Consider the following 25,100-nt stretch of genomic DNA (forward strand, 5'->3'; position numbering starts at 1 on the left):
ATGTTGGACCGGCCCGAATGGGAGGCACCCCAGCCATGCAACGCATGCTTGCTAAGGCAACCCCGGTTCTCCCCTATCACTGGGGCCACCTGGCTTTCATCGTTGTCGCCGCCCTGCCGCCCGTGGTCAGTGTCTGGATGGCCGGTCGGCTGGGCCACTGGGATGCCTGGGCATGGTTCCCGCCGGTGTTTTACTTCGTGATCATCCCGATCATCGATCAGCTGGTTGGCCGCAATGCCGACAATCCTCCCGATACCGACGTGCCGCAGCTGGAGCATTCGCTCTTCTACGCGGCACTGCCGCTGGCCTGCGTGCCGCTGCAGATCGGCCTGATGCTGTGGGGCGCATGGGTATTTGCGACCGCCCCGTTTGGCCCGATCGGCGGGGCCGGCTGGATCATCTCGCTGGGCTGTATCGGCGGCATCCTGGGCATCAACGTCGCCCATGAGCTGATCCACAAGACATCCCGTCTGGAACAATGGGCCGGCGGCTTGCTGCTGTCCACGGTGCTGTACGGCTCGTTCAAGATCGAGCATGTCTATGGCCACCACGTGGACGTGGCCACCCCGCGCGACACCTCGACTGCCCGGCCTGGCCAGACCGTTTACGCCTTCCTTGCGCGGGCACTGCGCCACAACATCCCGAAAGCCTTCGCGCTGGATCGCGCCCGCGCCGTCCGGCGTGGCACGCTAGGCAATCGCATCTGGCGCAGCGAGCTGCTGGTCTGGTACGCCGCCTCGGCCTTTTGGGCACTGGCATGCGTGCTGATCGCAGGCACCTGGCAAGGCCTGATCTACTTTGCCGGGCAGGCACTGGTGGCCGTCTGCCTGCTGGAAATCATCAACTACATCGAGCATTACGGCCTGCAGCGGCGTCTGCTTGCCGATGGCCGCTACGAGCGCGTCAACCCGCGGCACTCCTGGAACTCGGACTTTCTGGTCACCAATCTGCTGCTGTTCAATCTGCAGCGCCACTCCGATCATCATGCCCACCCGGCGCGGCGCTATCAGGTGCTGCGTCATTTCGACGAAAGCCCGCAACTGCCGTTCGGTTACGCCACCGCCGTCGTGCTGGCACTGTGCCCGCCCCTGTGGCGGCGGATCATGGACCCGCGCGTGGCGCGCTACGCGCAAACCTCAAGCCCGGGCACCACAAACACCAGCACTGCCTGACCTGCCTGCGGCCCGGTCTGCGCATGACGACGGCCGACGCGCCGGGTCACGGCCGCAGCGGGCATCCCCCGCTCATTCACGCCAGCCGTTGCTGATCGGATAGCGCCGTTCGCGACCAAACGCCCGCCGGCTGATCTTGGGGCCAGGCGCTGCCTGATGGCGTTTCCATTCGCTGATCCGCACCAGATGCAGCACCCGATCCACGGTGGCGGCATCGAAGCCGGCGGCGACGATCTCGGCCCGTGACTGCTCCTGGTCGATATGCCGCAGCAGGATCGCATCCAGCACGTCATAGGGCGGCAGCGCGTCCTGGTCTTTCTGGTTTTCGCGCAGCTCCGCCGAGGGCGGCCGGTCGATCACCGCCTGCGGGATGACGGCATCCCCCACCGTGTTACGCCAGCGCGCCAGCGCAAACACTTCGGTCTTGTACAGGTCCTTGATCGGCGCGTAGCCGCCACACATATCGCCGTAGATGGTGGCGTAGCCCACGGCGTACTCACTCTTGTTGCCGGTGGTCAGAAGCAGCCCGCCGAACTTGTTGACCAGCGCCATCATCAGCGTGCCGCGCACGCGCGACTGCAGGTTTTCTTCGGTGGTGTCCACGGGCAGACCGGCAAAGGTGTCCGCCAGGGTGCCCAGATAGGCGGAGAACGGCGCCTCGATCGGCAATGTCATCAGCCGCACCCCTAACGCCTCGCACTGCATCTGCGCCAGGTCATTCGACAAACCGGCGGTGTAACGCGACGGCATCCGCACTGCGGTCACGTTCTGTGCCCCCAGCGCGTCCACCGCAGCGGTGAGCACCAGCGCCGAGTCGATGCCGCCGGATAACCCCAGCCAGGCCTTTTTGAATCCGTTTTTTTGACAGTAGTCGCGGGTGCCACGCACCACCGCTCGCCAGGCCAGCGCCTCGCGGCTTTCATCGCCATCCACCGTCCATTGCAACGGCGCGAACCGGCGGCTCTCGGGCTCGTACTCCACCACCAGCCATTGCTCCTCAAAGGCCACCGCCGCCGGGTGCACATGGCCATCGCCATCGGCGACCAGGCTTGCACCGTCGAACACCAGCGCATCCTGTCCGCCAACCAGGTTGAGGTAGACGATCCCGACGCCCGTCTCGCGCGCACGCCGCGCCAGCAGCGCATCGCGCTCGGCATGCTTGTCATGCTCATACGGCGAGGCATTGGGCACCAGTACCAGCTGCGCCCCTTTGCCCACGGTGGCGGCGATCGGTTCCGGGAACCAGAGATCCTCGCAGACCAACACGCCCACCGGCACGCCATTGACCTCGAACACGCAATCCTCGCGGTCCGGATCGACATTGAACCAGCGGCGCTCATCAAACACTGCGTAGTTGGGCAGCTCACGCTTGCGGTAGGTCGCCGCGATACCCCCATCGCGCAGGACACTGGCGGCGTTGTACACCACGCTGCCGGCCGACTGTGGCCAGCCCACCACCGCGACGATCCCGGTCGCCGCCTGCGCCAGGCGGGCCATCGCCGCCTCGCATTCGCGCAGGAACGCCGGCCGATACAGCAGGTCTTCCGGGGGATAGCCAGACAGCGCCAGTTCCGGAAACAGCACGATGTCGGCGGCGAACTCGTCGCGGGCAAAGGCGATCATCTCGGCGATACGCGCCGCGTTGCCGGCGACATCCCCCACCGGAAAATCGAACTGCGCCATCGCGATGCGGAGGCTTTGCGTCATCGGAACCCTCGGACTGTGCGGAAACCGTCATCGCCCCCCAAGCGGGGCACTGCGGCGGGAGGCGACGCAAGAATACAGGCTCCATCCGGGTGGGCAGCACGCCGCCCATGGGGCACAGCGGTTAAAATGACGATTCTCCCCCCTCATCGCCGCGCCCGTCCGGGTGCGGCCCGCACGTCGGAGCATTCCCCATGGGCCTGGACCTCGTCCCCACCGGCAAGAACCCGCCGGAAGAAATCAACGTCATCATCGAAATCCCCAAAGACGCCGAGCCGGTCAAATACGAGGTCGACAAAGCCACGGGCGCGATCTTCGTCGATCGCATCCTGTCCACCCCGATGCGCTATCCGTGCAACTACGGCTATGTGCCGCACACCGTGTGTGGCGACGGCGACCCGGCCGACGTGCTGGTGATCCTGCCGCTGTCGCTGGTGCCCGGCTCGGTGATCCGCTGCCGGCCGGTGGGCGTGCTGAAGATGACCGACGAGGCCGGCGGCGACGAGAAGATTCTGGCCGTACCGGTGGACAAGGTGTTCGCCGGCTATACCCATATCGACGATATCGGCAAGGTCAGCCCGCACTGGCTGCAGCGCATCGGCCACTTCTTCGAGCACTACAAGGATCTCGAAGCAGGCAAGTGGGTGAAGCTGGACGGTTGGGGCGACGCCGCCGAGGCCCGCAAAATCATCGTCGAGGCGATCGAGCGCTACGAAAGCAGCGACGACAAACCGAAGTTTTGATGTCCGCGGCGCCGCCGACGCTCAGGTCGCGCGGCGCCCGATCCCGTCCCGGCCTCAGTTGCCGGCGCGATGGGGGAACTTGGCAAAGATGGCGGCCACGGTACGGTCGATCCCGGCCAGGCGCTGCTCCGGCTTGCCGCCCGGCGTCAGCGGGGCATTCGCAGACCCGGTCCAGACCATGCGGTTGCGCTTGCCATCCACCAGGTCCACAGTCAGTGTGCCCTGGCGGTAGTGGCTGACTTGGGTCTCGTCGTACCAGATCGGCACGGCGATGTAGCTGCGGTGGCGATAGCTGTAGAACCACTCCACCTCGCTGCGCGGTATCTGCCACACCGCGGTCTTGTCTTCGATCACGCCCTGGAAATTGACCAGCAGGTCGGCGCCCTCGGCGGCATAACGGTAACCGCGCGCCTCCATCTCGCGCCGGATATCCTCGCGGACACGGTCGGAGATCCAGCTGGAATAGCCGGCCTGTTCCATCGCCACCGGCTGGTAGAAGCCCCAGGTCCGGTACTGGACGAAATCGGCGGTGGGGTCGTAGTCGGTACGCACCAGCGGCGTGGTGGCACAGGCGGACAAGCCCAGAGTCACCGCAGCCAGCAGTGCACAGGCAGCAAGGCGGATGGGGCGCAGCATGGTGGTCTCCGGCATCGGGGTCTGCTGCCATGATGGCACCGCTTGGCATACCGCGGCTGAACCGTCGCGGAGCCGGCTGCATCCGGGATGCCGGAAACGACGAAGCCCCGCACGGGGCGGGGCTCCGGAGCCAAGCAGGGCGGGCCCACAGGAGGCCCGGCCCGGTCAGTGGCGCAGGTTCTTGCGCAGACGCTCCAGCGCCTGCAACTGCGCGGTGACCTCGGCCAAGCGGGCCTGCGCTTCGGCGATCTCCATCGCCTCGGCACGGCGGGCAATGATGCGCTCCGCCTCTTCCTTGGCGGCACGCACGGCGGCCTCGTCGATCTCGTCGGCGCGGATCGCGGTATCGGCCAGGACGGTCACCACCGTCGGCTGTACCTCCAGGATGCCGCCGGAGATGGCGAAGTCCAGCTTCTCGCCACCCGGCAGGGTGACCACGACCTTGCCCGGCTTCAGGCGGGTGATCAGCGGCGCATGCCGGGGCGCGATGCCCAGCTCGCCCAGTTCGCCGGTGGCGACGACCAGCTCGGCGTCGCCGTGGAAGATCTCGGCCTCGGCGCTGACGATGTCGCAACGGATGGTGGATGCCATGTGTTTCGATTCCGTAAGGCGGGCCATGACCCGCCGGGGTGTGCCGCGTCGGCGGGCCCATGCCCGCCCCGATGCAAGGCGCGATGGTTCAGCCGGTGATCTTCTTGGCCTTCTCGATGGCCTCGTCGATGGTGCCGACCATGTAGAACGCCTGCTCCGGCAGGTGGTCGTAATCGCCGTCGCAGATGCCCTTGAAACCGCGGATGGTCTCCTTCAGCGGCACGTATTTGCCCGGGCTGCCGGTGAAGACTTCGGCCACGTGGAACGGCTGGCTGAAGAAACGCTCGATCTTGCGCGCGCGGGCCACGGCCAGCTTGTCCTCTTCGGACAGCTCGTCCATGCCCAGGATCGCGATGATGTCCTTCAGCTCCTTGTACTTCTGCAGGGTGGCCTGCACGCGGCGCGCGGTCTCGTAGTGCTCGTTGCCGATCACGTTCGGGTCCAGCTGGCGGCTGGTCGAGTCCAGCGGATCGACCGCCGGGTAGATGCCCAGCGAGGCGATGTTGCGGCTCAGCACGACGGTGGCGTCGAGGTGGGCGAAGGTGGTCGCCGGCGACGGGTCGGTCAGGTCGTCCGCGGGCACGTACACGGCCTGGATCGAGGTGATCGAACCGGTCTTGGTGGAGGTGATGCGCTCCTGCAGGACGCCCATTTCCTCGGCCAGCGTCGGCTGGTAACCCACCGCCGACGGCATGCGGCCCAGCAGCGCCGACACTTCGGTACCGGCCAGGGTATAGCGGTAGATGTTGTCCACGAACAGCAGCACGTCGCGACCTTCGTCGCGGAAGTACTCGGCCATGGTCAGGCCGGTCAGCGCCACGCGCAGGCGGTTGCCCGGCGGCTCGTTCATCTGACCGTACACCATCGCCACCTTGGACTTGGCGTGCTCCTGCACGTTGACGACGCCCGACTCCTGCATCTCGTGGTAGAAGTCATTGCCCTCGCGGGTGCGCTCACCCACGCCGGCGAACACGGACAGACCGCTGTGCTCGGTGGCGATGTTGTTGATCAGCTCCATCATGTTGACGGTCTTGCCCACGCCGGCGCCGCCGAACAGGCCGACCTTGCCGCCCTTGGCGAACGGGCACATCAGGTCGATCACCTTGATGCCGGTTTCCAGCAGCTCGGTGGTGGATGCCTGGTCCTCGTAGGACGGGGCGGCACGATGGATTTCCCAGGTGGTCTCGGCGGCCACCGGGCCGGCCTCGTCAATCGGGTTGCCCAGCACGTCCATGATGCGGCCCAGCGTGCCGATGCCGACCGGCACCGAGATCGCGCGGCCGGTGTTCTCGGCCACGAGGCCGCGCTTCAGGCCATCGGTGGACCCGAGGGCGATGGTACGGACCACGCCGTCGCCCAGCTGCTGCTGCACTTCCAGCGTGATGGCGGTGTTCTGCACCTTCAGCGCGTCGTACACCTTCGGCACGCTTTCACGCGGGAATTCGACGTCGACGACCGCGCCGATGATCTGTACGACCTTGCCCTGGTTGCTCATACCTGTTTCCTCGGGAACTCTTGAATGCTGCTGCGGGATTGCCTGGGATGCGGTGGTCGGTCAGACCGCGGCCGCACCGCCCACGATTTCCGAAATTTCCTGGGTGATCGCCGCCTGCCGCGCCTTGTTGTAGACGAGGTTCAGGGTGCCGATCAGCTTGGTGGCGTTGTCGCTGGCGGCCTTCATCGCCACCATGCGGGCGGCGTGTTCGGAGGCCACGTTCTCCATCACCGCCTGGTACACCAGCGACTCCACGTAGCGGGTCAGCACGTGGTCCAGCACGCTCTCCGCGTCGGGCTCGTAGATGTAGTCCCACTCGTGCTTCGCCATCTGCGTCTCGGCGGCCGGCAGCGGCAGCAGCTGGTCGAAGGTGGCCCGCTGGGTCATGGTGTTCACGAAGTCGTTGTACGACAGGAACACCTTGTCGACCCGGCCCTCGGTGTAAGCGTCCAGCATGACCTTGACCACGCCGATCAGCTGCTCCAGCTGCGGCGCATCGCCGAGGTGGGTCACCGAGGCCAGCATGCCCACCTTGATGCGGCGGAAGAACACCGACGCCTTCTGGCCGATGGTCACCACGTCCACCTCGATACCGCGCTCCTGCAGCGCGCGGAACTCGACCAGCAGCTTGCGGAACATGTTGTTGTTCAGGCCGCCGGCCAGGCCGCGGTCCGACGACACCACGATGTAGCCGACGCGCTTCACGTCGGCCCGCTGCACCAGGTACGGATGGCGGAAATCCGTATTGGCCTGCGCCAGGTGGCCGATCAGCTGCTTCATCGCCCGCGCGTAGGGACGGGACGCCTTCATCCGGTCCTGCGCCTTGCGGATCTTGGAGGCCGAGACCATTTCGAGCGCGCGCGTCACCTTGCGGGTGTTCTGCACGCTCTTGATCTTCGTCTTGATTTCGCGTCCGCCTGCCATGCTCGTCTCGTCAATGTGGATCGACAGCGCGGGTCAACGGCCCGCGCGGATGCTTCCGTCGCTTACCAGCTGCCGGTCGCCTTGAAGTCCTCGATGCCCTTCTTGAAGGCGGCCTCGATCTCGTCGTTCCAGTTGCCGCTGGCGTCGATGCTGGCCATCAGCTCGCCGGCGGTGTTGGCGAAGTGCGCCTGCAGGCCCTCTTCGAACGCCAGCACCTTGTTGACCGGCACGTCGTCCAGATAGCCCTTGTCGACCGCGTAGATGGACAGCGCCTGCTGCGCGACCGACATCGGGGCGTACTGCTTCTGCTTCATCAGCTCGGTGACGCGCTGGCCGCGCTCCAGCTGCTTGCGGGTGGCGTCGTCCAGGTCGGACGCGAACTGCGCGAACGCCGCCAGCTCGCGGTACTGCGCCAGCGCGATGCGGATGCCGCCCGACAGCTTCTTCATGATCTTGGTCTGCGCCGCACCACCCACGCGCGACACCGAGATGCCGGCGTTCACGGCCGGGCGGATGCCGGCGTTGAACAGGTCGGTTTCCAGGAAGATCTGGCCGTCGGTGATCGAGATCACGTTGGTCGGCACGAACGCGGACACGTCACCGGCCTGGGTCTCGATGATCGGCAGCGCGGTCAGCGAACCGGTCTTGCCCTTCACTTCGCCGTTGGTGAACTTCTCGACGTAGGCTTCGGACACGCGCGCGGCGCGCTCCAGCAGGCGGCTGTGCAGGTAGAAGACGTCACCCGGGTAGGCTTCGCGGCCCGGCGGGCGGCGCAGCAGCAGCGAGATCTGGCGGTAAGCCACAGCCTGCTTGGACAGGTCGTCGTACACGATCAGCGCGTCTTCGCCGCGGTCGCGGAAGTATTCGCCCATCGCGCAGCCGGAGTAGGCGGCGATGTACTGCATCGCGGCGGACTCGGAGGCCGAGGCGGCGACGACGGTGGTGTAGGCCATCGCGCCGAACTCCTCGAGCTTGCGCACGATGTTGGCGATGGTCGAGTTCTTCTGGCCGATCGCCACGTAGATGCAGCGGACGCCGGAGTGCTTCTGGTTGATGATCGCGTCGATCGCCAGCGCGGTCTTGCCGGTCTGGCGGTCGCCGATGATCAGCTCGCGCTGGCCGCGGCCAATCGGGATCATGCTGTCCACCGACTTGTAGCCGGTCTGCACCGGCTGGTCGACCGACTTGCGCCAGATCACGCCGGGCGCAATCGTCTCCACCGGCGAGTTGGTCTTGGCGTCGATCGGGCCTTTGCCGTCGATCGGCTCGCCCAGCGCGTTCACCACGCGGCCCAGCAGCTCCGGACCGGTCGGCACGGACAGGATCTGGCCGGTGGTCTTGGCCACGTCGCCTTCGCGCAGGTGCTCGTAGTCACCCAGCACCACCGCGCCCACCGAGTCGCGCTCCAGGTTCAGCGCCAGCGCGGTGGTGTTGCCCGGCAGTTCGATCATTTCGCCCTGCATCACGTCGGCCAGGCCGTGGATGCGCACGATGCCGTCCGACACCGAAGTGACGGTACCTTCGTTGCGCGCCTCGGCAGCAAGCGCGACCTTCTCGATGCGGGTCTTGATCAGTTCGCTGATTTCGGACGGGTTGAGCGTGGTGGTGGCCATCTTGGTTTCCTTGGTGCCGGCGTCGCCGCCTGCGTATGCAAATGGATTAGTTCGTCAGCGCCGACTGCAGGCGCTCCAGCTTGCCCTTGATCGAGCCGTCGATCACGACGTCGCCCGCGTCGATCAGCGCGCCGCCGATCAGGCTGGCGTCGATCGCCGTCTCGACCTCGACCTCGCGGCCGAAGCGCTTGCGCAGCGCGGCCTTGATCGTCTCGAGCTCACCGTCGGCCAGGGCCACGGCGGACGTGACCTTCGCGCGCACCACGCGCTCGGCCTCGAAGCGCAGCTCGTCGAACAGCCCGGCGATCTCCGGCAGCAGGGCCAGGCGGCGGTTGTCGAACAGCAGGCCAAGCAGATTGCGGAACGCGTCCTGCGCGCCATCCGGCGCCAGCAGGGCGATCACATCGGCGCGGGTCAGCTTCGGGTTGTCCAGCAGTGCCGCCACCTGCGGATCGGCCGCAATGCGGGCAGCGAAGCCCAGCGCGGCAGACCAGGCAGGAAGGTCACCGGCCTCGCGCGCCACTGCAAAGGCGGCGCGGGCGTAGGGGCGTGCAAGGGTCAGGGCCTGGCTCATCGTCCGGGCCTCAGAGCTGCGCGGCCAGCTCGTCGATCAGCGCCTTCTGGTCGTTGGCGTTGATCTCGCGCTTCAGCAGCTTTTCGGCGCCCGACACGGCCAGCGCGGACACCTGCTTGCGCAGTTCTTCCTTGGCGCGGTTGGCGGCCGCCTCGATCTCGGCCTCGGCAAGCGCCTTCTGGCGCTGCGCCTCGGCGATCGCGTCGGCCTTGGCCGCATCGATCAGGGCATTGGCACGCTGGTGGGCCTGCTCGATGATCTCGTTGGCCTTGGCGCGCGCGGCCTTCAGCTCCTCGGCGACCTTGGCGTCGGCCTGCGCCAGGTTCTTCTGCGCATTGTCAGCGGCCGCCAGGCCTTCGGCGATCTTCTGCTGACGCTCCTCGATCGCCTGGATCAGCGGCGGCCAGATGAACTTGACGGAGAACCAGATGAGGATCGCGAAGCTGATCATCTGGCCCAGCAGGGTGATATTCGGATTCATGTCGTGACCTGACGTTTCAAAAGACCCGGCGCTGCGGGGCTTTTTCAAGGCGGCGCCGCGGCGACATGCCGCGGCGCGATGTTGCCGGTACGCGCTGCGCAAGGGCCGCGCGCACCTTCATCCACGCGACGCGATCAGGCGCCGGCGGCAGCCTGCACGGCGGCCAGCAGCGGGTTGGCGAACGCGAACATCATCGCCACGCCGACGCCGATCAGGAACGCCGCGTCGATCAGGCCGGCCAGCAGGAACATGCGGCCCTGCAGCATCGGGACCAGCTCCGGCTGGCGGGCGGCGGACTCGAGGAACTTGCTACCCATGATGCCGATGCCGAGGGCGGCGGCGAGGGCACCCAGGCCGACGATGATGCCGATGGCGATGGCGGTGTAGGCCTGGACTTGGGCGATGAATTCCATGGTGGATCTCCAGTTGCGGTGCTTGCGGTGAATTGAAGGTGGAACGACGGAAGGTGAAGCGGAAGCGGGGTGCAGCGATGGATCAATGGTGCTCGTGGGCCATCGCCAGGTAGACGACGGTCAACACCATGAAGATGTAGGCCTGCAGCAGGATGATCAGGATGTGGAAGATCGCCCACATCGACTGGAACACAATACCCGGCAGGAAGGTGAACCAGGACACGAACAGGCCGGCGATCAGCATGAACACCAGCTCGCCGGCGTACATGTTGCCGAACAACCGCATGCCCAGGCTGACCGGCTTGGACAGGTACTCGACCAGATTCAGAAACAGGTTCGGCAGCGCCAGCACGATCTTGGCCACGGTGCCTTCCGCGTGGAACGGTGCAGTGAACAGCTCCTTGGTGAAGCCCCAGCCGCCCTTGGCCTTGATCGAATAGAAGATGATCAGCAGCAGCACGGTGAAGGACATCGCGAACGTGGTGTTCACGTCGGCGGTCGGCACCCAGCGGAAATAGGTGTGGTGCGCGGCCTCTTCGCCGGCGACGGCCTGCACGGCGGCACTGGGGATGTCCAGCGGCAGCAGGTCCATCGCGTTCATGAAGACCACCCAGACAAAGATGGTCAGCGCCAGCGGCGCGATGAAGCGACGGTCGCCGTGGAACGTGTTCTTGACCTCGGAATCGACGAACTCGACGATCAGCTCGACGAACGCCTGGCCCTTGGACGGGACGCCGGAAGTCGCCTTGCGGGCATACCACCACAGCCAGAAGCTGGCCAGCAGCCCAAGTACCAGCGCGACGATCCAGGAGTCCATATGGACGGTGCCGAACGCGAACTGCTTGGTGTTGTGGGTCAGGTGGTGGACGATGTAACCGGTCAACCCGCCACCGGTTTCGCCCCCCTCCGGGGCCAGGCCCATTGCTTCCAGGATCACGCGTTCGTCCTCGTCGTAGTGCGCTGCGCCACGAATCTCATCGAAACCACCCAGGCCGCGGCGGCCATTGCCGCCCCTGCCAGCACCGGCACTGCCGGCAATTTCCATACCGCCATCGACAGATACAGCCCGACGATGACAACCAACCACTTGACCGCGGTGCCCAGCAGGAGACGCCCCAGCGCCACGCCAGCCCCCGCCACGCCGCCGCCGAAGGCGCCCCAGGCCGCCAGCAGGCTGCCCAGCGTCATCGCGCTACCGCCCGCCAGCGCAGCCAGAGCGGCGCGCGGGCCGCTGGCATAGCAGACCGCAGCTGTCGCCAGCGTGGCAGCGGCCTGGCTGGCCACCACCCGCAGCGCCAGCCGCCAGCCAGCGGCGGCGGAATTGAGCACGCGGATACCCCGGCGATGTCGGCTGAATGACGGCGTAGGTGTGCAAGACGGGATGGAAGCCGCCCTGCGAAGCCGCGAGAGTATAGCAGTGGCCAGATTTCAGCGGCAACCGCCATTGGCCGGGGCGCGATCGAGGGAACTCCCCGGGCGGGGGACAGTCTCAGGCATGCGTCCGCATTTCCTCGTCGATCCCCATGCGGATGCCCGGAGCCCCGGCCCGTCCCCGGCCGGGGCTTCTTTTGCCGCAGACAGCCGCCCATGGCTCACATCAAAGGCCGGCATTGCACGAAAGGGGTGGACCCGCGGCAGCACGCCGCAACACGCAAGATCGCCTCATCGCCGCGGCTATCCCCGTGCACAAGACCTGCGTCTGGCCGGCCTGCCTGTCACGCAGGCATTCTCGGTCGGCTGACGGATGAGTGGCAGCCGGCAGGTGGGCGCCGCGCCGACGCTGGCCATGGCTGCCTGCAAGACCGCGGCGCACCATCTTCCCGTGCAGGTATGGAAGCGGACGACGCGCGCCGTGCCCACAGGGATATGACGCGCCGGCAAGCCCTTGTGGCTTGAAGCAGAACGGCGCGAACCCTTCGCCCCGCGCCACTAGGGCTGTCGCGGGGCGAAGGCGCCGCCCTACTTCTTCTTCGGGATGTACAGATCGGTGATGCTGCCGTCGTAGACCTCGGCCGCCATGCCTACCGATTCGCTCAACGTCGGATGCGGGTGGATGGTGTGGGCGATGTCCTCCACCTCGCAGCCCATCTCGATGGCCAGCGCGATTTCGGCAATCAACTCACCGGCATGCACGCCGACGATGCCGCCGCCGATCACGCGATGGGTGACCTCATCGAACACCAGCTTGGTGAAGCCTTCCGTGCGCGCCAGGCCGATGGCGCGGCCCGAGGCCGCCCACGGGAACTTGCCCACACCGACCTTGAGCCCCTTGGCCTTGGCTTCGGTCTCGGTGACACCCACCCAGGCGATTTCCGGATCGGTGTAGGCCACCGACGGGATCACCCGCGCCACCCAGGATTTCTTGTGACCCGCCGCGACTTCGGCCGCCAGCTTGCCCTCGTGGGTGGCCTTGTGCGCCAGCATCGGCTGACCGACCAGATCGCCGATGGCAAAGATATGCGGCACATTGGTGCGCATCTGCGCATCCACCGGGATCAACCCGCGCTCGCCGACACGCACGCCGGCCTTGTCGGCATCCAGCTTCGCACCGTTGGCACTGCGCCCCACCGCCACCAGCACGCGGTCGAACAGCTTGGTGTCGGGGATGGACTCACCCTCGAACGTACAGGCAATCCCGTTTTTCTGCGCTTTTGCCTCGACCACCTTGGTCTTGAGGTGGATCGCCACGCCCTGTCTCGATAGACGATCGGCCAATGGCTTGACCAGATCGGCGTCCGCGCCCGGCATCAGCTGCGGCATGAACTCGACCACGGTGACCTGCGCGCCCAGTGCGCGATAGACCGTGGCCATCTCCAGCCCGATGATGCCGCCACCCACCACCAGCAGCGTCTTCGGCACCTCGGCGAGCGCAAGCGCATCGGTGGAATCCATGACGCGCGGATCGCCCCACGGAAACGCCGGCAACTTCACCGGCTGGCTGCCCGCGGCGATGATGCACTGGGCAAACCGCAACAGTTGGGTGCTGCCATCCGCCGCGCTGATCTCAAGCTCGTGGGGCGAGACAAACTTCGCCACGCCCTGCACGACGCGCACCTTGCGCTGCTTGGCCATACCCGCCAGGCCCTTGGTGAGCTGGCCGACGACCTTGTTCTTGTAGTCACGCAGCGCGTCGAGGTTGATCGTCGGCGGGCCGAACTGGACGCCAAACTCACTGGCGTGCGCAGCCTGGTCGATCACTTCGGCGGCATGCAGCAACGCCTTGGACGGAATGCAGCCGACGTTGAGGCAGACGCCCCCGAGCGCGGGGTAGCGTTCGACCAGCACCGTATCGAGGCCGAGGTCGGCACTGCGGAAGGCGGCGGTATAACCGCCTGGGCCAGCACCGATCACCACCATCGCGCACTCGATGTCGGCCTTGCGGCCGGACGATGTGGCGGCCTGCGTGGCGGGCGTCGTCTCCACCTTCCCGGACGGGGCAGCGACGGGCTTCGGCCCTTCGGCCTTGGCCGGGGCGGGCGCCATCGGCGCCACCGCGGTGTCGCCCGCCGCGCTCTCGATGAGCGCGATCACACTGCCTTCCGACACCGTGTCGCCCAGCTTCACCTTCAGCGCCTTGATGACGCCGTCGGCGGCCGCCGGGACTTCCATCGTGGCCTTGTCGGATTCCAGCGTGACCAGTCCCTGGTCCTTTTTCACCGTATCGCCCACCGCCACCAGCACTTCGATCACCGGCACGTTGGCGTGACCGCCGATGTCGGGCACTTTCGATTCAATCTGCATTTTCTGCTTGCTCCCTGGTCAGTCGCCCGTCCCGGGTGACCTGCTCATCGCCTGCCCGGTGGTGGCCGCACGCGCCGCGTCCTCGCGGATCTCGCGCTCGGCATCCTCACTCGCATCATTGCGCGCCAGACGCTCGCGCTCGTACGCACTCAGCTGTTCTGCCTGCTCGCCGCTCCCGGGGGCAACGGTCTTGCCGTGCAAGCCGGCCAGTCCCTCGCTGCCCCGCAAGCCGAACAGGCTCCTGATATGCAGGTCGCGCTGGGGGAACGGGATCTCGATTCCGTGCGCAGCCAGCGCAGTCTCCAGTTCCCAGAGATAGGCCGCCGCCACCGCGGTGTTGCGGCGCGCCGCGTCGGCATTCAACCAGACCACCAGCTCATAGTTCAACGCGCTATCGCCAAACCCGACCAACCACACCTGCGGGCGCCGCTCCCCCTCATTGGCCAGCGTGAACGGCACCCGGGCGGCAGCCTCCAGCGCCGCTTTCTTCACCAGCTCCTTGTCGGTGCCGTAGGCCACCCCGAACGGCACCCGGATGCGCCGGGTGACCGAACCGTAGGTCCAATTGACCAGCCGCTTGGTCACGAACTCCGCATTGGGAACCAGAATATCGATGTTGTCATTGGTGGTGATGCGGGTAAAGCGGATATTGATGGCCTGGACGGTGCCGCGAAGCCCTCCCTCCAGCTCGACGAAATCACCGACCTTGAGCGATCGGTCGAACAGCAGGATCAGTCCGGAGATGAAGTTGTTGAAGATCGCCTGCAGGCCGAACCCCAGGCCCACGCCCAACGCACCGGCAAACACGCTGAACTTGCCAACCGGAATGCCCGCCGCATCCAAGGTCAACAGCAGGCCCACGAGGATCAGCAGGTAGGTCACCACCCGGCTGACGGTGTACAGCGCCGCCTGGTTGACATCGGGATGGCGCGACGCATAACGCGCCAGTGCCCGACGGGACAACCGGATGGTCGCCCAGGTCGTCACCACCACCAGCAGCGCCAGGATCACACCGCCGACGGTGACGGTCACCCCCGAGAGGTGCAGCAGCCGGAAGTCGAGCACGGGCTGCAAGTCGCCCAACCCGCGACCCACCGAACGCTCGGCGACATCGCGGATGTGACCACCCGCCTCACGCAGTTCCTGGCCGGTCTCCGGGCGCATCGCTCAGAGCATGGCCCGACGCAGGTCGGCCAGCAGTTGCCCCAGATAGCTGGTGAAGCGCGCCGCGGCGGCGCCATCGATCACGCGATGGTCGTAGCTCAGCGACAGCGGCAGCATCAGGCGCGGCTGGAACTGCTTGCCGTCCCAGACCGGCTTGGTCTCCGACTTGGAGACGCCCAGGATCGCCACTTCCGGCGCATTGATGATCGGGGTGAAGGCGGTGCCACCGATTCCGCCCAGCGAGCTGATGGTGAAGCAGCCGCCCTGCATCTGCTCGGGCTTGAGCTTGCCCTCGCGCGCCAGCGCGGCCAGCTCGCCCATCTCGCGAGCGATCTCCATCACGCCCTTCTGGTCGGCATCGCGCAGCACCGGCACCACCAGCCCGTTGGGCGTGTCGGCGGCGAAACCGATGTGGAAATATTTCTTGAGGACGAGGTTGTCGCCCTCCAGCGACGCGTTGAAGGTCGGGAACTTCTGCAGCGCCGCCACGCAGGCCTTGATCAGGAAGGCCAGCATCGTGACCTTGCCGCTCTTGCCCGCCGCGATCGCCTTGGCGTTCTCGTTGTTTAGCGCAACGCGCAGCGCCTCCAGCTCGGTGATGTCCGCCTCGTCGTGCTGGGTGACATGCGGGATCATCGCCCAGTTGCGGGCCAGGTTCGCGCCGGAGATCTTCTGGATGCGCGACAGCGGCCTGGTCTCGATGGCGCCGAATTTGGCGAAATCCACCTTCGGCCACGGGATGAGGTTCAACCCGCTGCCACCGCCCGCGGCCGCCGCCGACGTGGCGCCGCCGCCGGCCAGCGCAGCCTTGACGTACGCCTGCACGTCTTCCTTGGAGATGCGTCCGCCGCGCCCGGTGCCGGCCACCTGGCCGAGATCCACGCCCAGCTCGCGCGCAAACAGGCGCACGGCCGGGCTGGCGTAAGGCACTTTGTCGGGCAGCACCGCATCGGCATCGAAGCGCATCGGCGGGATGCCGGGCTGGCCGGGCTCGGCCACGGGCGCAAGGGCGGGAACCGGTGCGCCGCTTTCCACCAGCGCCGGCGGCGCGGGCGCCGGTCTCGGTGGCTCCGGGGCAGGCGCGGCTTGGGCAGGCGCGGCTTGGGCGGGCGCCGGCGGCGCGGCGGCAGCAGAGGCGGCCTCGGCCACCTCGATGATGGCGACCAGGCCGCCTTCGGACACGGTGTCGCCCAGTTTGACTTTGACTTCCTTGACCACACCGGCAAACGGCGACGGCACTTCCATGGTCGCCTTGTCCGACTCCAACGTGACCAGGCCCTGGTCCTTGGCCACCGCGTCGCCGGGTTTCACCAGCAGTTCGATCACTGGAACGTCGTGATGCCCCCCGATGTCGGGGACGCGCGCTTCCTTCAGCTCGGCCATGGCCGGACTCCGCGTTCAGGGAAAGCACCATGGGAACACATCCCGGAGCGCGCCACAATGCACGGCGCAACAATCCGATAATTTTATCCGGATAAATAAAAATCGCTTGAGGAAACACGCCATCACACGCCTGAAACACGGCCGGATCTGTGTTGTACCCGGTGCAATCAGGGGTGTTCGGCCTCCACGTGCACCCGCTCGCGGCGGAGCAGGTACAGCCCGCTGGCCACGATGATGCCGGCCCCCAGCCAGGTGATGCCGTCCGGCAGGACGCCCCACACAGCGAGGTCCAGGCCCACGCCCCAGACCAGCGCGGTGTATTCCAGCGGGGCGATCAGCGAAGCCTCACCCTGCCGGAACGCCTCGGTGATGGCGTACTGGCCCAGCGCACCAGCCACGCCGATAGCCGCGACGATAGCGAGATGCTCGCCGCGCAGCGCTACCCAGCCCGGCAGCGCCAGCGCGCCGGCGCCCAAGGCCATCAACGCCAGCAGCCAGAAGGTGATGGCCTGCGTGCTGTCGGTCCGGGCCAGCACCCGCACGGTGATCGCCGACACCGCATAGCCCATCGCCGCCACCAGCACCGCCAGCCCGGCCAGGGTCAGCATGCCCTGCCCGGTGGGCCGCAGCACCACCAGCACGCCCAGCAGGCCGATCGCGATCGCCGTCCAGCGCCGGGGCCCCACGCGCTCACCCAGCAACGGCACCGACAGCGCGGTGATCAGCAACGGCGCGACGAAGAAGATGGAATAGGCCGTCGAGAGCGGCAGGCGCTTCAGCGCGTACACGAAGCTGGCCATCATTGCGATGCCCAGCCCGCCGCGCAGCAGATGCAGCGGCCAGCGCACCCGTAGCAAGGCCCTGGGTCCCGCGCTCCACAGCGCCCACGCCAGTACCAGCGGCAGCGACGAAAGCCCGCGCAAAGCCGCCACCTGGAACGGCGGGTAGTGCGCGGACAGCGCCTTCAGCCCCGCGTCCATCAGCGAAAACAGCGCCACCGAAGACAGCATCAGCCAAAGCGCGCGGTGCGGATGGACAGGGCGGGCAAGCGGTGTCGGCATGCACCCAGCATGCGGTAACCTGCGTCCCCCGTCACCTTGCTGATCGCCATGCCCTCCTTCGACATCGTCTCCGAAGTGGACACCCACGAACTCACCAACGCGGTGGACCAGGCCGGGCGCGAGCTGGCCACCCGCTTCGACTTCAAGGGCGTGGAGGCCAGGTTCACCCGCGAAGAAAACGTCATCACCCAGTCGGCGCCCAGCGAGTTCCAGCTGCAGCAGATGACCGACATCCTGCGTGCAAGGCTGATCGCGCGGAAGATCGACGTCCGCTGCCTGGAGTTCGGCGACATCGAAACCAACCTCGCCGGCGCGCGCCAGAAGGTCACGGTGAAGCAGGGCATCGAGCGCGAGCTGGCCAAGAAGCTGCAGGCGGCGATCAAGGATGCCAAGCTGAAGGTCGATACCCAGATCAACGGCGACAAGCTGCGCGTGACCGGCAAGAAGCGCGACGACCTGCAGGCGGCGATCGCCCTGCTGCGTGAACAGGATTTCGGGCTGCCGCTGCAGTTCGACAACTTCCGTGACTGACCACGTGACCGACAACCACGCCGGCGCAGTTGGCTTCGATGCCGACGCCATCGAGGCCGACGTCCGTCGCTGGCTGGAGCGCGCGGTGATCGGGCTGAACCTGTGCCCGTTCGCCAAGGCCGTCTACGTGAAGCAGCAGGTCCGGATCGTCATCAGCGACGCCAGCACCGAACGCGCCCTGCTGGAGCAACTGGGCGAGGAACTCGCATTGCTGCGCGACACGCCGGCCGAGACCGTCGATACCACCCTGCTGGTGCATCCGCAGGTGCTGGGCGATTTCCTGGACTACAACGATTTCCTCGACGACGCCGACGGTCTGGTGGAGGCGATGGACCTGGACGGCGTGCTGCAGGTCGCCAGCTTCCATCCCGACTACCGTTTCGCCGACACCGCGCCGGACGACGCCGGCAACCTGACCAACCGCGCGCCGTGGCCGATCCTGCACCTGCTGCGCGAGGACAGCATCGACCGCGCGGTGGCCGCCTATCCCGACCCGGACGGCATCATCGCGCGCAACATCGCGACGATGCGGGAACTGGGTGCCGAGGGATTCCGCACGCTGCTGGCCGACCCCGCGGACTGACCCGTGCGCCTGCCGGCCACCGGCAACTTCGGCCCCGGCCAGAGCACGCTGGCCGGGCGCGTGACAGGCACGAACGGCCTGCCGCTGCTGGCCCTCGACGCCATCGCCCGGGAGCCGGGCAAGACCGCCGTGCAGCGGCCCATGGACGCCGTCCTGGCCAGTCTGGACCGGCTCTTGGACGCGCCACGTCCGCTGGGTGGCCGAAGACGGCTGCGGCGATCGCGGGCCTATCCGGCAGCCTGATCGCCCGCGAAGAGTCGCGCCCGGTCGTCGTCGCCCAGCGGCCGCCACTCGCCGGGTGGCAGTCCGTCCAGCCCCAATCCGCCGATGCGCTCGCGGTGCAGCGCGACCACGCGGTTGCCGGCAGCGGCGAACATCCGCCGCACCTGGTGGTAACGGCCCTCGTGTAGGGTCAGCCGCGCGCTGCGCGCGCCCAGCACCTCAAGTTCCGCCGGCAGCAGCGGCGCCTTCTCGCCCTCCAGCAGCAGCGTGCCGCTGGCGAACAGCGCCGCCTCGCCGCCGCGCAGGTCCTCGGCCAGCGTGGCCACATAGACCTTGGGCAGTTTCGCCTTCGGCGAGATGATCCGGTGCAGCAGCTGGCCGTCGTCTGTGAACAGCAGCAGGCCGGAGGTATCGCGGTCCAGCCGGCCGACGGTGGACAGCACCGGCTGGCGCAGGCGGAAACGCGGCGGCAGCAGGTCGTAGACGAGGCGGCCGGCATCCTTGGTCGAACAGGTGTAGCCGGTGGGCTTGTGCAGCATCAGCAGCAGGCCCGGCGCGGGATCCAGCGGCTGCCCGTCCACCCGCACGTCGTCGTGGTCCAGCGGATCGTCCGCGTACAGGACCTCGCCCGCGGCGTTGGTGATGCGGCCCTCGCGGAACAGCCACTGGACCTCCTTGCGGCTGCCGTAGCCCAGGTTCGCCAGGTGCTTGACCAGCTTCATGCCTTCACCGCGCGCACGATCTTGAAGCCGCCCTGCTGGGCGACCGCATCGACCTGGCCGAAACCGGTGGCCAGCGCCTCCTCGTAGGGCAGGTGGCGATTGGCGACCAGCCACAGCTGGCCGCCCGGGCGCAGCGCCCGTGCCGCCGCCGCGATGAAGGCGCGACCGAGGTCGGGACGCTCGCCGCGGCCCAGCGCATGGAACGGCGGATTGCAGACGATGGCGTCAAAACGCCCTTCGACCCCGGCCGCCACGTCGTGCCAATGCACCTGCACCGGCACCCCGCGGGCCTGCGCGGGCCCGGCAAGGTTGGCCTCGGCCAGTGCCAGGGCGCGCGCATCCGCCTCGAACAGGTCCAGCGACGCCACCTTGGGGCAGCGCGCCAGCACCTCCAGCGATAGATAGCCCCAACCGGCGCCGAAATCGGCAACGCGGCCCGACAGCTCCGCGGGCAGCGCCGCCGCCAGCATCGCCGAAGCGGCATCCACCCGGTCCCAGGCGAACACGCCGGGGCGGGTGCGGAAGCTGCCGCCGGGCACCCCGGCGCACGCCTGCGTGCGCGGCGCGTCGGCCCGGGCCCACTGCGCCTGCAGTGCGGCATCGGCCGTGGTGGCTGTGGTCGTCCAGAACACCCGGCAGTGGTATTTGCTGGCGGTGCTGACCGCACCCGCCAATTGTTTCAGGTCGGCCTCGCGGGATTTGGCGCCCTCGTCGTTGGCCACCGCGACCACCACGGTGCCGCCGGGCGCGACCGCGGCGCAGGCCTTGGCCAGCAACGCCCGGGCCTCTTCGCGCTGGCGCGGCGGCAGCACCAGGACCAGCGGGAACCCCGCCGCCGGCAACACATCCTCGTCCAACAATTCGAGGCCGAGCCGCTGCAGGCGGTCGGCCTCGGGCTTGAACGGCTGGGTGCCCGCCACGCCGCGCCAGCCGCGGGCGTGCAGCGCCGCACCCTCGCGCGCCCGCAGGAACAGGCAGCGCTCCGGCCAGCGCAGCAAACCGGCGTCGAAGGGATACAGCAGGGCGTCGAGGGCAGGATCACGGTGCGCGGCAGGCATCCGCGCAGTGTAGCGGGTGGGTCAAGCCGCCGCGGACCGCCCCACGCGTCGACGCAGCAGGCCCAGGCCACCGTTCGCCAGCAGGCACAGCGCCGCCGTCCCGCACCAGCCCAGCGCCTCGCGCCCGCCCGGCAGGACCTGCGCCAGGCCTGCGGCCCAGCCGCGGCCGAACCACGCCACCACCACCGCGGCGGACAGCGCGAACACCACGCCCAGCGCACGCAGCAGCCAGGCCTCCAGATCGAGGCCCGCGACGGCGTCCGCGCGGGCCCTGGCCGCGACCTGGGCGGCGAAGTCCGGCGGCAACGCCATCGGTGGCGCCTGCCGCAGCGCGCGGGCGACGCGCAGGTCCTGCGGGTCGGCCTCCGGGTCACCGCGGCGCGCCCGTTCCTGCGCGTGCCAGCGGGCATCGTCGACGTCGGTGGGATCGCGGGGCTTCATGCGGCAACTCCAATGCGTGGCGCGAGCAGCTCGCGCAGTTTATTCCGGCTGCGGAACAGGTGGCTCTTGATGGTGCCTTCGGCCAGGCCCGTGATGGTGGCGATCTCACTGATCGGCAGCTCCTCCAGGTGGTACAGGGTGAGGACCGTGCGCTGCAGCGGCGGCAGCCGTTCGATCGCCGCATGCAGGTGGCGCGCGTCCTCGGCCTCGAGGTGCGACTGCTGGAGGTCCACGTCGTCGCCCAGGTTGTCGAGCAGCGACAGGCCGTCCTCGTCGCCCGCGGGCTCGGCCAGCGGGATGCGCTTGCGCTCGAGGTGGCGCTTGGCCACCGAATAGGCGACCTGGCCGATCCACGACTTCAGCGGGCTGTCGAAGCGGTACTGGTGCAGGTAGCGGTGCACCCGCAGGAACGCTTCCTGGCACAGCTCGCGGGTGTCCTCGGGATGGCGCACCATGCGCTGGATCACGTGCCAGCACAGGCCCTGGTAGTCGCGCACGAGCCGCTCGAACGCGCCGGGGCGGTCCGCGAGCACGGCGTCGACAAGGGCGCGATCGGTGTCCATGCTGCATGGGATACGCCGGGGGCGGCACCGGTTGCAACGGATTTCTTCCTCCGCCCCTGCAACCGGCCGCGCCGCGCCCGTATCCCTTTGCCCGAACGGCCATCCCGGCCCGACCCACGAGGCATCCCCATGAACTTCGAACTGCTCATCCCCGTCACCCTGTTCGTCTGCATCGCCTACTCCATCAAGGCGGTGGTCGACGCCCGCGTGCGCAAGCAACTGGTCTCCGGCAACGGCTCGCCCGAGCTGGTCGCCAGCATCCTGCGGGCCGACGAAACCAACCGCCGGCTTTCGTCCCTGCGCTGGGGGATCACTCTGGTCATGCTGGCGCTGGGCTTCGGCATCGTCGAGGCGGCCGGCTGGCAGGACATCACCCCGGGCGTGATCGCGGTGCTGGTGGGCGCGGTGGGGCTGGGCAACCTGGCCTCGTTCGCCGCGGCGCGCAAGCTCGGCTGAACGGCCGTTGGCGGGTATGCTGTCGGCCCCTTTCCACGCCGGCAGCCTGCCCATGTCCGACACCCCGCCCGACCGCCTCTCCAACGACCCGCGCAGCCCGTTCTACCAGCCCGAGCTGCTGGAGCGCGGCATCGGCATCCGCTTCAACGGGACCGAGCGCAACAACGTCGAGGAATACTGCATCAGCGAAGGCTGGGTGCGCGTGCAGGCCGGCCGCTCGCTGGACCGCCGCGGCATGCCGATGACGATGAAGGTCAAGGGCACCGTGGAAGCGTGGTTCCTGGATACCGCCGGCGACACCGAAACGGCGGCTGACTGACCCGCGGCCTGCGGCGCCCATCCGGAGCCGGGCGGTTGCACACTGGGCCTGTCCCGAGCCACGGAGTACGCCCATGAAATCCGTCACCCGCGCCGCAGCCGCAGTGACACTGGCCCTCGCCTTGGCCGGCTGCGCGGCGTCCGGCAGCAGCCTGCTGGCCACCGACGCACCGCGCGCCCTGCCCGACAGCGGACCGGTACAGGTCGCCTGGGGCGACCCGTCCCGGTTCAGCGAACTGACCAGCACCGGCAACCGCTATGCCGCCGCGCAAGGCGACTGGCTGCCGAAGCTGGCCATGTACCTGCGCACGCAAGCGGAGAAACAGCTCGCGCCCGGCCACCGGCTGGAGCTGACCATCGTTGACATCAAGCGGGCCGGCCAGTACGAACCGTGGCATGGCATCGAGCGGCAGGACGTCCGCATCATCCGTGACATCTACCCGCCGCGCATGACGGTGAAGTTCCGCGAACTGGACGCCAACGGGCAGGTCGTGGCCGAGGGCGAGCGCAAGCTCACCGACCCGGGCTTCCTGGTCAGCGGCGGCATGCTCAACGACACCGACCCGCTGCGCTACGAGAAGCGGATGATCGACAGTTGGGTCCGGCGCGAATTCCGCGCCCCCGTCGCCGAGCGCTGACCTTCCCCTACTCGGAACGCACCGCACGAAGCCGCCTCCGGGCGGCTTCGTCGCGTCAGGGTGGCGGATAAGGCGCGCAACGCATCTCCCCGGCGCCTCCAGCAGCAGCGCCGCTGGACGGTCCGGGGAATTCCCACGTAGGCCTGCGGCGTCCGCCGATGGGCGCCGCTTGTCCGAAGCGCGAGGCTGGCGCTCCGTTCCCTCGGAGCCTGCCATGGATCTGCGCACCGCCCTGCTCGCCCTGCTGCTGCCGGCCGCCTGCCTGTCGCCCTCGCCCAGCTGGGCCGCCATGCCGGCGCCGGCGCCGATGCTGGCCACCGCCCTGCACGGGCAGGTCGACGTGGCCGGCTACCTGGTCAGCGAGAAGCTGGACGGCGTGCGCGCCCGCTGGGACGGCCGCCGGCTGCTGACCCGCAACGGCGATCCCATCGATGCACCGGCCTGGTTCACCGCGGGCTGGCCGGCGGTGCCGCTGGACGGTGAGCTGTGGCTGGGCCGCGGCCAGTTCCAGCAGGTCAGCGATCTGGTGCGGGCCGTTCGCACCGACGACGACGCCTGGAAGGCCGTGCGCTTCATGGCCTTCGATCTGCCCGCCGACGCGGCGGTGTTTTCGCAGCGCGCGAACCGGTTGCAGGCACTGGTTGCGCAGTCGGATGCGCCGTCACTGCGGGCCATTGCACAAACCCGCATGGCGAACCGCACCGCGCTCGACGCCCGCCTGCGCGCCGTGGTGGCGGCGGGCGGCGAAGGCCTGATGCTGCATCGTGCCTCCGCCCACTACCGCGGCGGGCGCAGCGACGACCTGCTGAAGTACAAACCGGCGGCGGATGCCGAAGCGCGCGTGGTCGGCTATCGCCCGGGCCAGGGCAAGTACGCGGGGCTGGTAGGCGCCCTGCTGGTCGAAGACGCCCACGGCCGCCGCTTCGCGCTGGGCAGCGGCCTGTCCGACGCCGATCGCCGTTCCCCGCCGCGGCCGGGAACGGTCGTGACCTACCGCTACAACGGCCTGACCGCCAAGGGCACACCGCGGTTCGCCCGCTACCTGCGCGTGCGCAACGACCTGCCCGTCGCGCCGCGCTGACGCTCAGGGCTTGCGGTACAGGTGCACGAAGCGGTCGGTCCTGCCGCGGATCGCCGGATCGAACACGTTCCTGCTGCGGTCATCGTCGGGATTGCGCAGCACCGGGATCGCCGCTTCCCACTGCAGGCCATGCTGGCGGAAGTCGGCGATGGTGAACTGCTCGTCGATGCGGTGCAGCGTCTGCGCTTCGGCGCTGCCGGTGCCGGCCTTGGCGCTGTGGTCGACCACCAGCAGCACGCCGCCCGGCTTGAGCGCACGCACCACCTGGTCAAGGAACCGGCCGGCATCGACCTTCGGCCAGCCTTCCTTCTCGTCCACCCAGTACAGGTCGTGGTAGGACATCACGATCACTGCGCCGTCCAGCACGTTCTCGCCCATGCCCAGCGCGTCGGTGGGGCCGACCACGTGGGTGACGTTGGGCAGGCGATTGCCGGCAAGGCGTTCGGCAAGCGCCTTCCTGCCGAATGCCTCGTAGCCGGGATTGTTGACCAGCAAGACCTTGCCGCTCGGGCCGACGATGCCGGCGAGGATCTCGCTGTAGTAGCCGCCCCCCGCCAGCAGATCGGCCACGGTGTCGCCACGCTTGAACTTCGCCAACGCCAACACCTCGGCGGGCTTGTCACGGGCATCGCGCTCGCGGTCGGCAGCGCTGCGGGCCGGGTTGGCCAGCACCCGGGCGATGGCAGGGGACGGACTGACGCTGACGCCGGCGCAGCCGGACAACAGGACAAGGGCAAGCGTCGAGGCGAGGCAGGGGACGAACAGGACGCGGCGCATGGCGGGCTCCGATGT

General features: G+C 68.1%; 29 protein-coding genes. 9 read left to right on the forward strand and 20 right to left on the reverse strand.

Annotated features, from left to right (window positions below):
• Window positions 1-44: 44 nt before the first annotated feature.
• Entirely contained in the window at window positions 45-1,172 is a 1,128-nt protein-coding gene (locus ACK4SG_RS06695; protein WP_409600957.1) for an alkane 1-monooxygenase, read from the forward strand.
• Window positions 1,173-1,244: 72 nt separating this feature from the next.
• Here ACK4SG_RS06695 and ACK4SG_RS06700 read toward each other — a convergent pair whose 3' ends face one another.
• Window positions 1,245-2,879 (reverse strand): NAD+ synthase, encoded by a 1,635-nt coding sequence (locus ACK4SG_RS06700; RefSeq protein WP_409600958.1) that lies wholly within the window; start codon window positions 2,877-2,879, stop codon window positions 1,245-1,247.
• A gap of 191 nt (window positions 2,880-3,070) precedes the next feature.
• Between ACK4SG_RS06700 and ppa the strand changes: the two genes are divergently transcribed.
• The gene (ppa, locus tag ACK4SG_RS06705) at window positions 3,071-3,619 is read left to right on the forward strand and encodes an inorganic diphosphatase (protein ID WP_409600959.1); all 549 of its coding nucleotides are present in this window, start codon (window positions 3,071-3,073) and stop codon (window positions 3,617-3,619) included.
• A gap of 54 nt (window positions 3,620-3,673) precedes the next feature.
• Here ppa and ACK4SG_RS06710 read toward each other — a convergent pair whose 3' ends face one another.
• From ACK4SG_RS06710 to ACK4SG_RS06775, 14 genes are all read right to left on the reverse strand, one after another.
• Window positions 3,674-4,255 (reverse strand): DUF4136 domain-containing protein, encoded by a 582-nt coding sequence (locus ACK4SG_RS06710; RefSeq protein WP_409600960.1) that lies wholly within the window; start codon window positions 4,253-4,255, stop codon window positions 3,674-3,676.
• 165 nt (window positions 4,256-4,420) lie between these two features.
• The gene (locus ACK4SG_RS06715; RefSeq protein WP_409600961.1) at window positions 4,421-4,846 is read right to left on the reverse strand and encodes a F0F1 ATP synthase subunit epsilon; all 426 of its coding nucleotides are present in this window, start codon (window positions 4,844-4,846) and stop codon (window positions 4,421-4,423) included.
• 88 nt (window positions 4,847-4,934) lie between these two features.
• Window positions 4,935-6,341, reverse strand: a complete 1,407-nt coding sequence (gene atpD / locus ACK4SG_RS06720) for a F0F1 ATP synthase subunit beta (RefSeq protein WP_409600962.1) — start codon at window positions 6,339-6,341, stop codon at window positions 4,935-4,937.
• A 60-nt stretch (window positions 6,342-6,401) separates the two neighbouring features.
• On the reverse strand, window positions 6,402-7,265 hold the full coding sequence (gene atpG / locus ACK4SG_RS06725; RefSeq protein WP_409600963.1) for a F0F1 ATP synthase subunit gamma: 864 nt from the start codon (window positions 7,263-7,265) through the stop codon (window positions 6,402-6,404).
• 62 nt (window positions 7,266-7,327) lie between these two features.
• Window positions 7,328-8,878 carry a F0F1 ATP synthase subunit alpha gene (atpA, locus tag ACK4SG_RS06730; RefSeq protein WP_409600964.1) on the reverse strand — a complete coding sequence of 517 codons (1,551 nt, stop codon included), beginning with the start codon at window positions 8,876-8,878 and terminating at the stop codon, window positions 7,328-7,330.
• 46 nt (window positions 8,879-8,924) lie between these two features.
• A complete protein-coding gene (locus tag ACK4SG_RS06735) occupies window positions 8,925-9,452 on the reverse strand; it encodes a F0F1 ATP synthase subunit delta (RefSeq protein ID WP_409600965.1) in 528 nt (175 codons plus the stop codon).
• A 10-nt stretch (window positions 9,453-9,462) separates the two neighbouring features.
• Window positions 9,463-9,933 carry a F0F1 ATP synthase subunit B gene (locus ACK4SG_RS06740; protein WP_409600966.1) on the reverse strand — a complete coding sequence of 157 codons (471 nt, stop codon included), beginning with the start codon at window positions 9,931-9,933 and terminating at the stop codon, window positions 9,463-9,465.
• A gap of 134 nt (window positions 9,934-10,067) precedes the next feature.
• Window positions 10,068-10,346, reverse strand: coding sequence for a F0F1 ATP synthase subunit C (gene atpE, locus ACK4SG_RS06745; RefSeq protein WP_028838711.1), 279 nt, complete (start codon window positions 10,344-10,346; stop codon window positions 10,068-10,070).
• Window positions 10,347-10,428: 82 nt separating this feature from the next.
• Window positions 10,429-11,268 carry a F0F1 ATP synthase subunit A gene (gene atpB, locus ACK4SG_RS06750; protein WP_409601344.1) on the reverse strand — a complete coding sequence of 280 codons (840 nt, stop codon included), beginning with the start codon at window positions 11,266-11,268 and terminating at the stop codon, window positions 10,429-10,431.
• 11 nt (window positions 11,269-11,279) lie between these two features.
• A complete protein-coding gene (locus ACK4SG_RS06755) occupies window positions 11,280-11,675 on the reverse strand; it encodes a hypothetical protein (protein WP_409600967.1) in 396 nt (131 codons plus the stop codon).
• Window positions 11,676-12,305: 630 nt separating this feature from the next.
• Window positions 12,306-14,087, reverse strand: coding sequence for a dihydrolipoyl dehydrogenase (gene lpdA / locus ACK4SG_RS06760; RefSeq protein WP_409600968.1), 1,782 nt, complete (start codon window positions 14,085-14,087; stop codon window positions 12,306-12,308).
• Window positions 14,088-14,105: 18 nt separating this feature from the next.
• Window positions 14,106-15,251 carry a mechanosensitive ion channel family protein gene (locus tag ACK4SG_RS06765; RefSeq protein WP_409600969.1) on the reverse strand — a complete coding sequence of 382 codons (1,146 nt, stop codon included), beginning with the start codon at window positions 15,249-15,251 and terminating at the stop codon, window positions 14,106-14,108.
• Between the two features lie 3 nt (window positions 15,252-15,254).
• Window positions 15,255-16,634 (reverse strand): dihydrolipoyllysine-residue acetyltransferase, encoded by a 1,380-nt coding sequence (gene aceF, locus ACK4SG_RS06770; RefSeq protein ID WP_409600970.1) that lies wholly within the window; start codon window positions 16,632-16,634, stop codon window positions 15,255-15,257.
• 167 nt (window positions 16,635-16,801) lie between these two features.
• A complete protein-coding gene (locus ACK4SG_RS06775; RefSeq protein ID WP_409601345.1) occupies window positions 16,802-17,644 on the reverse strand; it encodes a DMT family transporter in 843 nt (280 codons plus the stop codon).
• 99 nt (window positions 17,645-17,743) lie between these two features.
• On the opposite strand from ACK4SG_RS06775, the gene ACK4SG_RS06780 reads away from it, so the two are divergent.
• Genes ACK4SG_RS06780 through ACK4SG_RS06790 form a run of 3 tightly spaced genes read left to right on the forward strand, consistent with a single transcriptional unit; the run spans window position 17,744 to window position 19,052 of the window.
• Window positions 17,744-18,226, forward strand: a complete 483-nt coding sequence (locus ACK4SG_RS06780; RefSeq protein WP_409600971.1) for a YajQ family cyclic di-GMP-binding protein — start codon at window positions 17,744-17,746, stop codon at window positions 18,224-18,226.
• A gap of 49 nt (window positions 18,227-18,275) precedes the next feature.
• Window positions 18,276-18,809: a DUF1415 domain-containing protein gene (locus ACK4SG_RS06785; RefSeq protein WP_409601346.1), complete on the forward strand. Its 534-nt coding sequence runs from the start codon at window positions 18,276-18,278 to the stop codon at window positions 18,807-18,809.
• Between the two features lie 3 nt (window positions 18,810-18,812).
• Complete coding sequence (locus ACK4SG_RS06790) at window positions 18,813-19,052, forward strand: hypothetical protein (RefSeq protein ID WP_409600972.1); 240 nt, start codon at window positions 18,813-18,815, stop codon at window positions 19,050-19,052.
• Here the strand turns inward: ACK4SG_RS06790 and ACK4SG_RS06795 are convergent.
• Genes ACK4SG_RS06795 through ACK4SG_RS06810 form a run of 4 tightly spaced genes read right to left on the reverse strand, consistent with a single transcriptional unit; the run spans window position 19,037 to window position 21,815 of the window.
• Window positions 19,037-19,753, reverse strand: coding sequence for a pseudouridine synthase (locus ACK4SG_RS06795; RefSeq protein WP_409600973.1), 717 nt, complete (start codon window positions 19,751-19,753; stop codon window positions 19,037-19,039). The genes ACK4SG_RS06790 and ACK4SG_RS06795 overlap by 16 nt on opposite strands.
• Window positions 19,750-20,811 (reverse strand): methyltransferase, encoded by a 1,062-nt coding sequence (locus ACK4SG_RS06800; protein WP_409600974.1) that lies wholly within the window; start codon window positions 20,809-20,811, stop codon window positions 19,750-19,752. Before ACK4SG_RS06800 ends, ACK4SG_RS06795 begins: the two co-directional genes overlap by 4 nt.
• Before the next feature lie 21 nt (window positions 20,812-20,832).
• On the reverse strand, window positions 20,833-21,252 hold the full coding sequence (locus ACK4SG_RS06805; RefSeq protein ID WP_409600975.1) for a hypothetical protein: 420 nt from the start codon (window positions 21,250-21,252) through the stop codon (window positions 20,833-20,835).
• Window positions 21,249-21,815, reverse strand: a complete 567-nt coding sequence (locus ACK4SG_RS06810) for an RNA polymerase sigma factor (RefSeq protein ID WP_409600976.1) — start codon at window positions 21,813-21,815, stop codon at window positions 21,249-21,251. The genes ACK4SG_RS06805 and ACK4SG_RS06810 overlap by 4 nt, the downstream gene beginning before the upstream one ends.
• A gap of 129 nt (window positions 21,816-21,944) precedes the next feature.
• Here ACK4SG_RS06810 and ACK4SG_RS06815 point away from each other — a divergent pair, with 129 nt between their 5' ends.
• From ACK4SG_RS06815 to ACK4SG_RS06830, 4 genes are all read left to right on the forward strand, one after another.
• Window positions 21,945-22,271, forward strand: coding sequence for a hypothetical protein (locus ACK4SG_RS06815; protein ID WP_409600977.1), 327 nt, complete (start codon window positions 21,945-21,947; stop codon window positions 22,269-22,271).
• A 52-nt stretch (window positions 22,272-22,323) separates the two neighbouring features.
• Complete coding sequence (locus ACK4SG_RS06820; RefSeq protein WP_409600978.1) at window positions 22,324-22,590, forward strand: DUF3297 family protein; 267 nt, start codon at window positions 22,324-22,326, stop codon at window positions 22,588-22,590.
• A gap of 73 nt (window positions 22,591-22,663) precedes the next feature.
• Window positions 22,664-23,227 (forward strand): DUF3016 domain-containing protein, encoded by a 564-nt coding sequence (locus ACK4SG_RS06825; protein WP_409600979.1) that lies wholly within the window; start codon window positions 22,664-22,666, stop codon window positions 23,225-23,227.
• A gap of 214 nt (window positions 23,228-23,441) precedes the next feature.
• On the forward strand, window positions 23,442-24,308 hold the full coding sequence (locus ACK4SG_RS06830; RefSeq protein WP_409600980.1) for a DNA ligase: 867 nt from the start codon (window positions 23,442-23,444) through the stop codon (window positions 24,306-24,308).
• A 3-nt stretch (window positions 24,309-24,311) separates the two neighbouring features.
• Here ACK4SG_RS06830 and ACK4SG_RS06835 read toward each other — a convergent pair whose 3' ends face one another.
• Window positions 24,312-25,085: a class I SAM-dependent methyltransferase gene (locus tag ACK4SG_RS06835; protein ID WP_409600981.1), complete on the reverse strand. Its 774-nt coding sequence runs from the start codon at window positions 25,083-25,085 to the stop codon at window positions 24,312-24,314.
• Window positions 25,086-25,100 lie beyond the last annotated feature (15 nt).

Origin of the sequence: Thermomonas sp., from assembly GCF_046293095.1 — a bacterium.
In the GTDB taxonomy this organism is placed as follows: Bacteria; Pseudomonadota; Gammaproteobacteria; order Xanthomonadales; family Xanthomonadaceae; genus Thermomonas.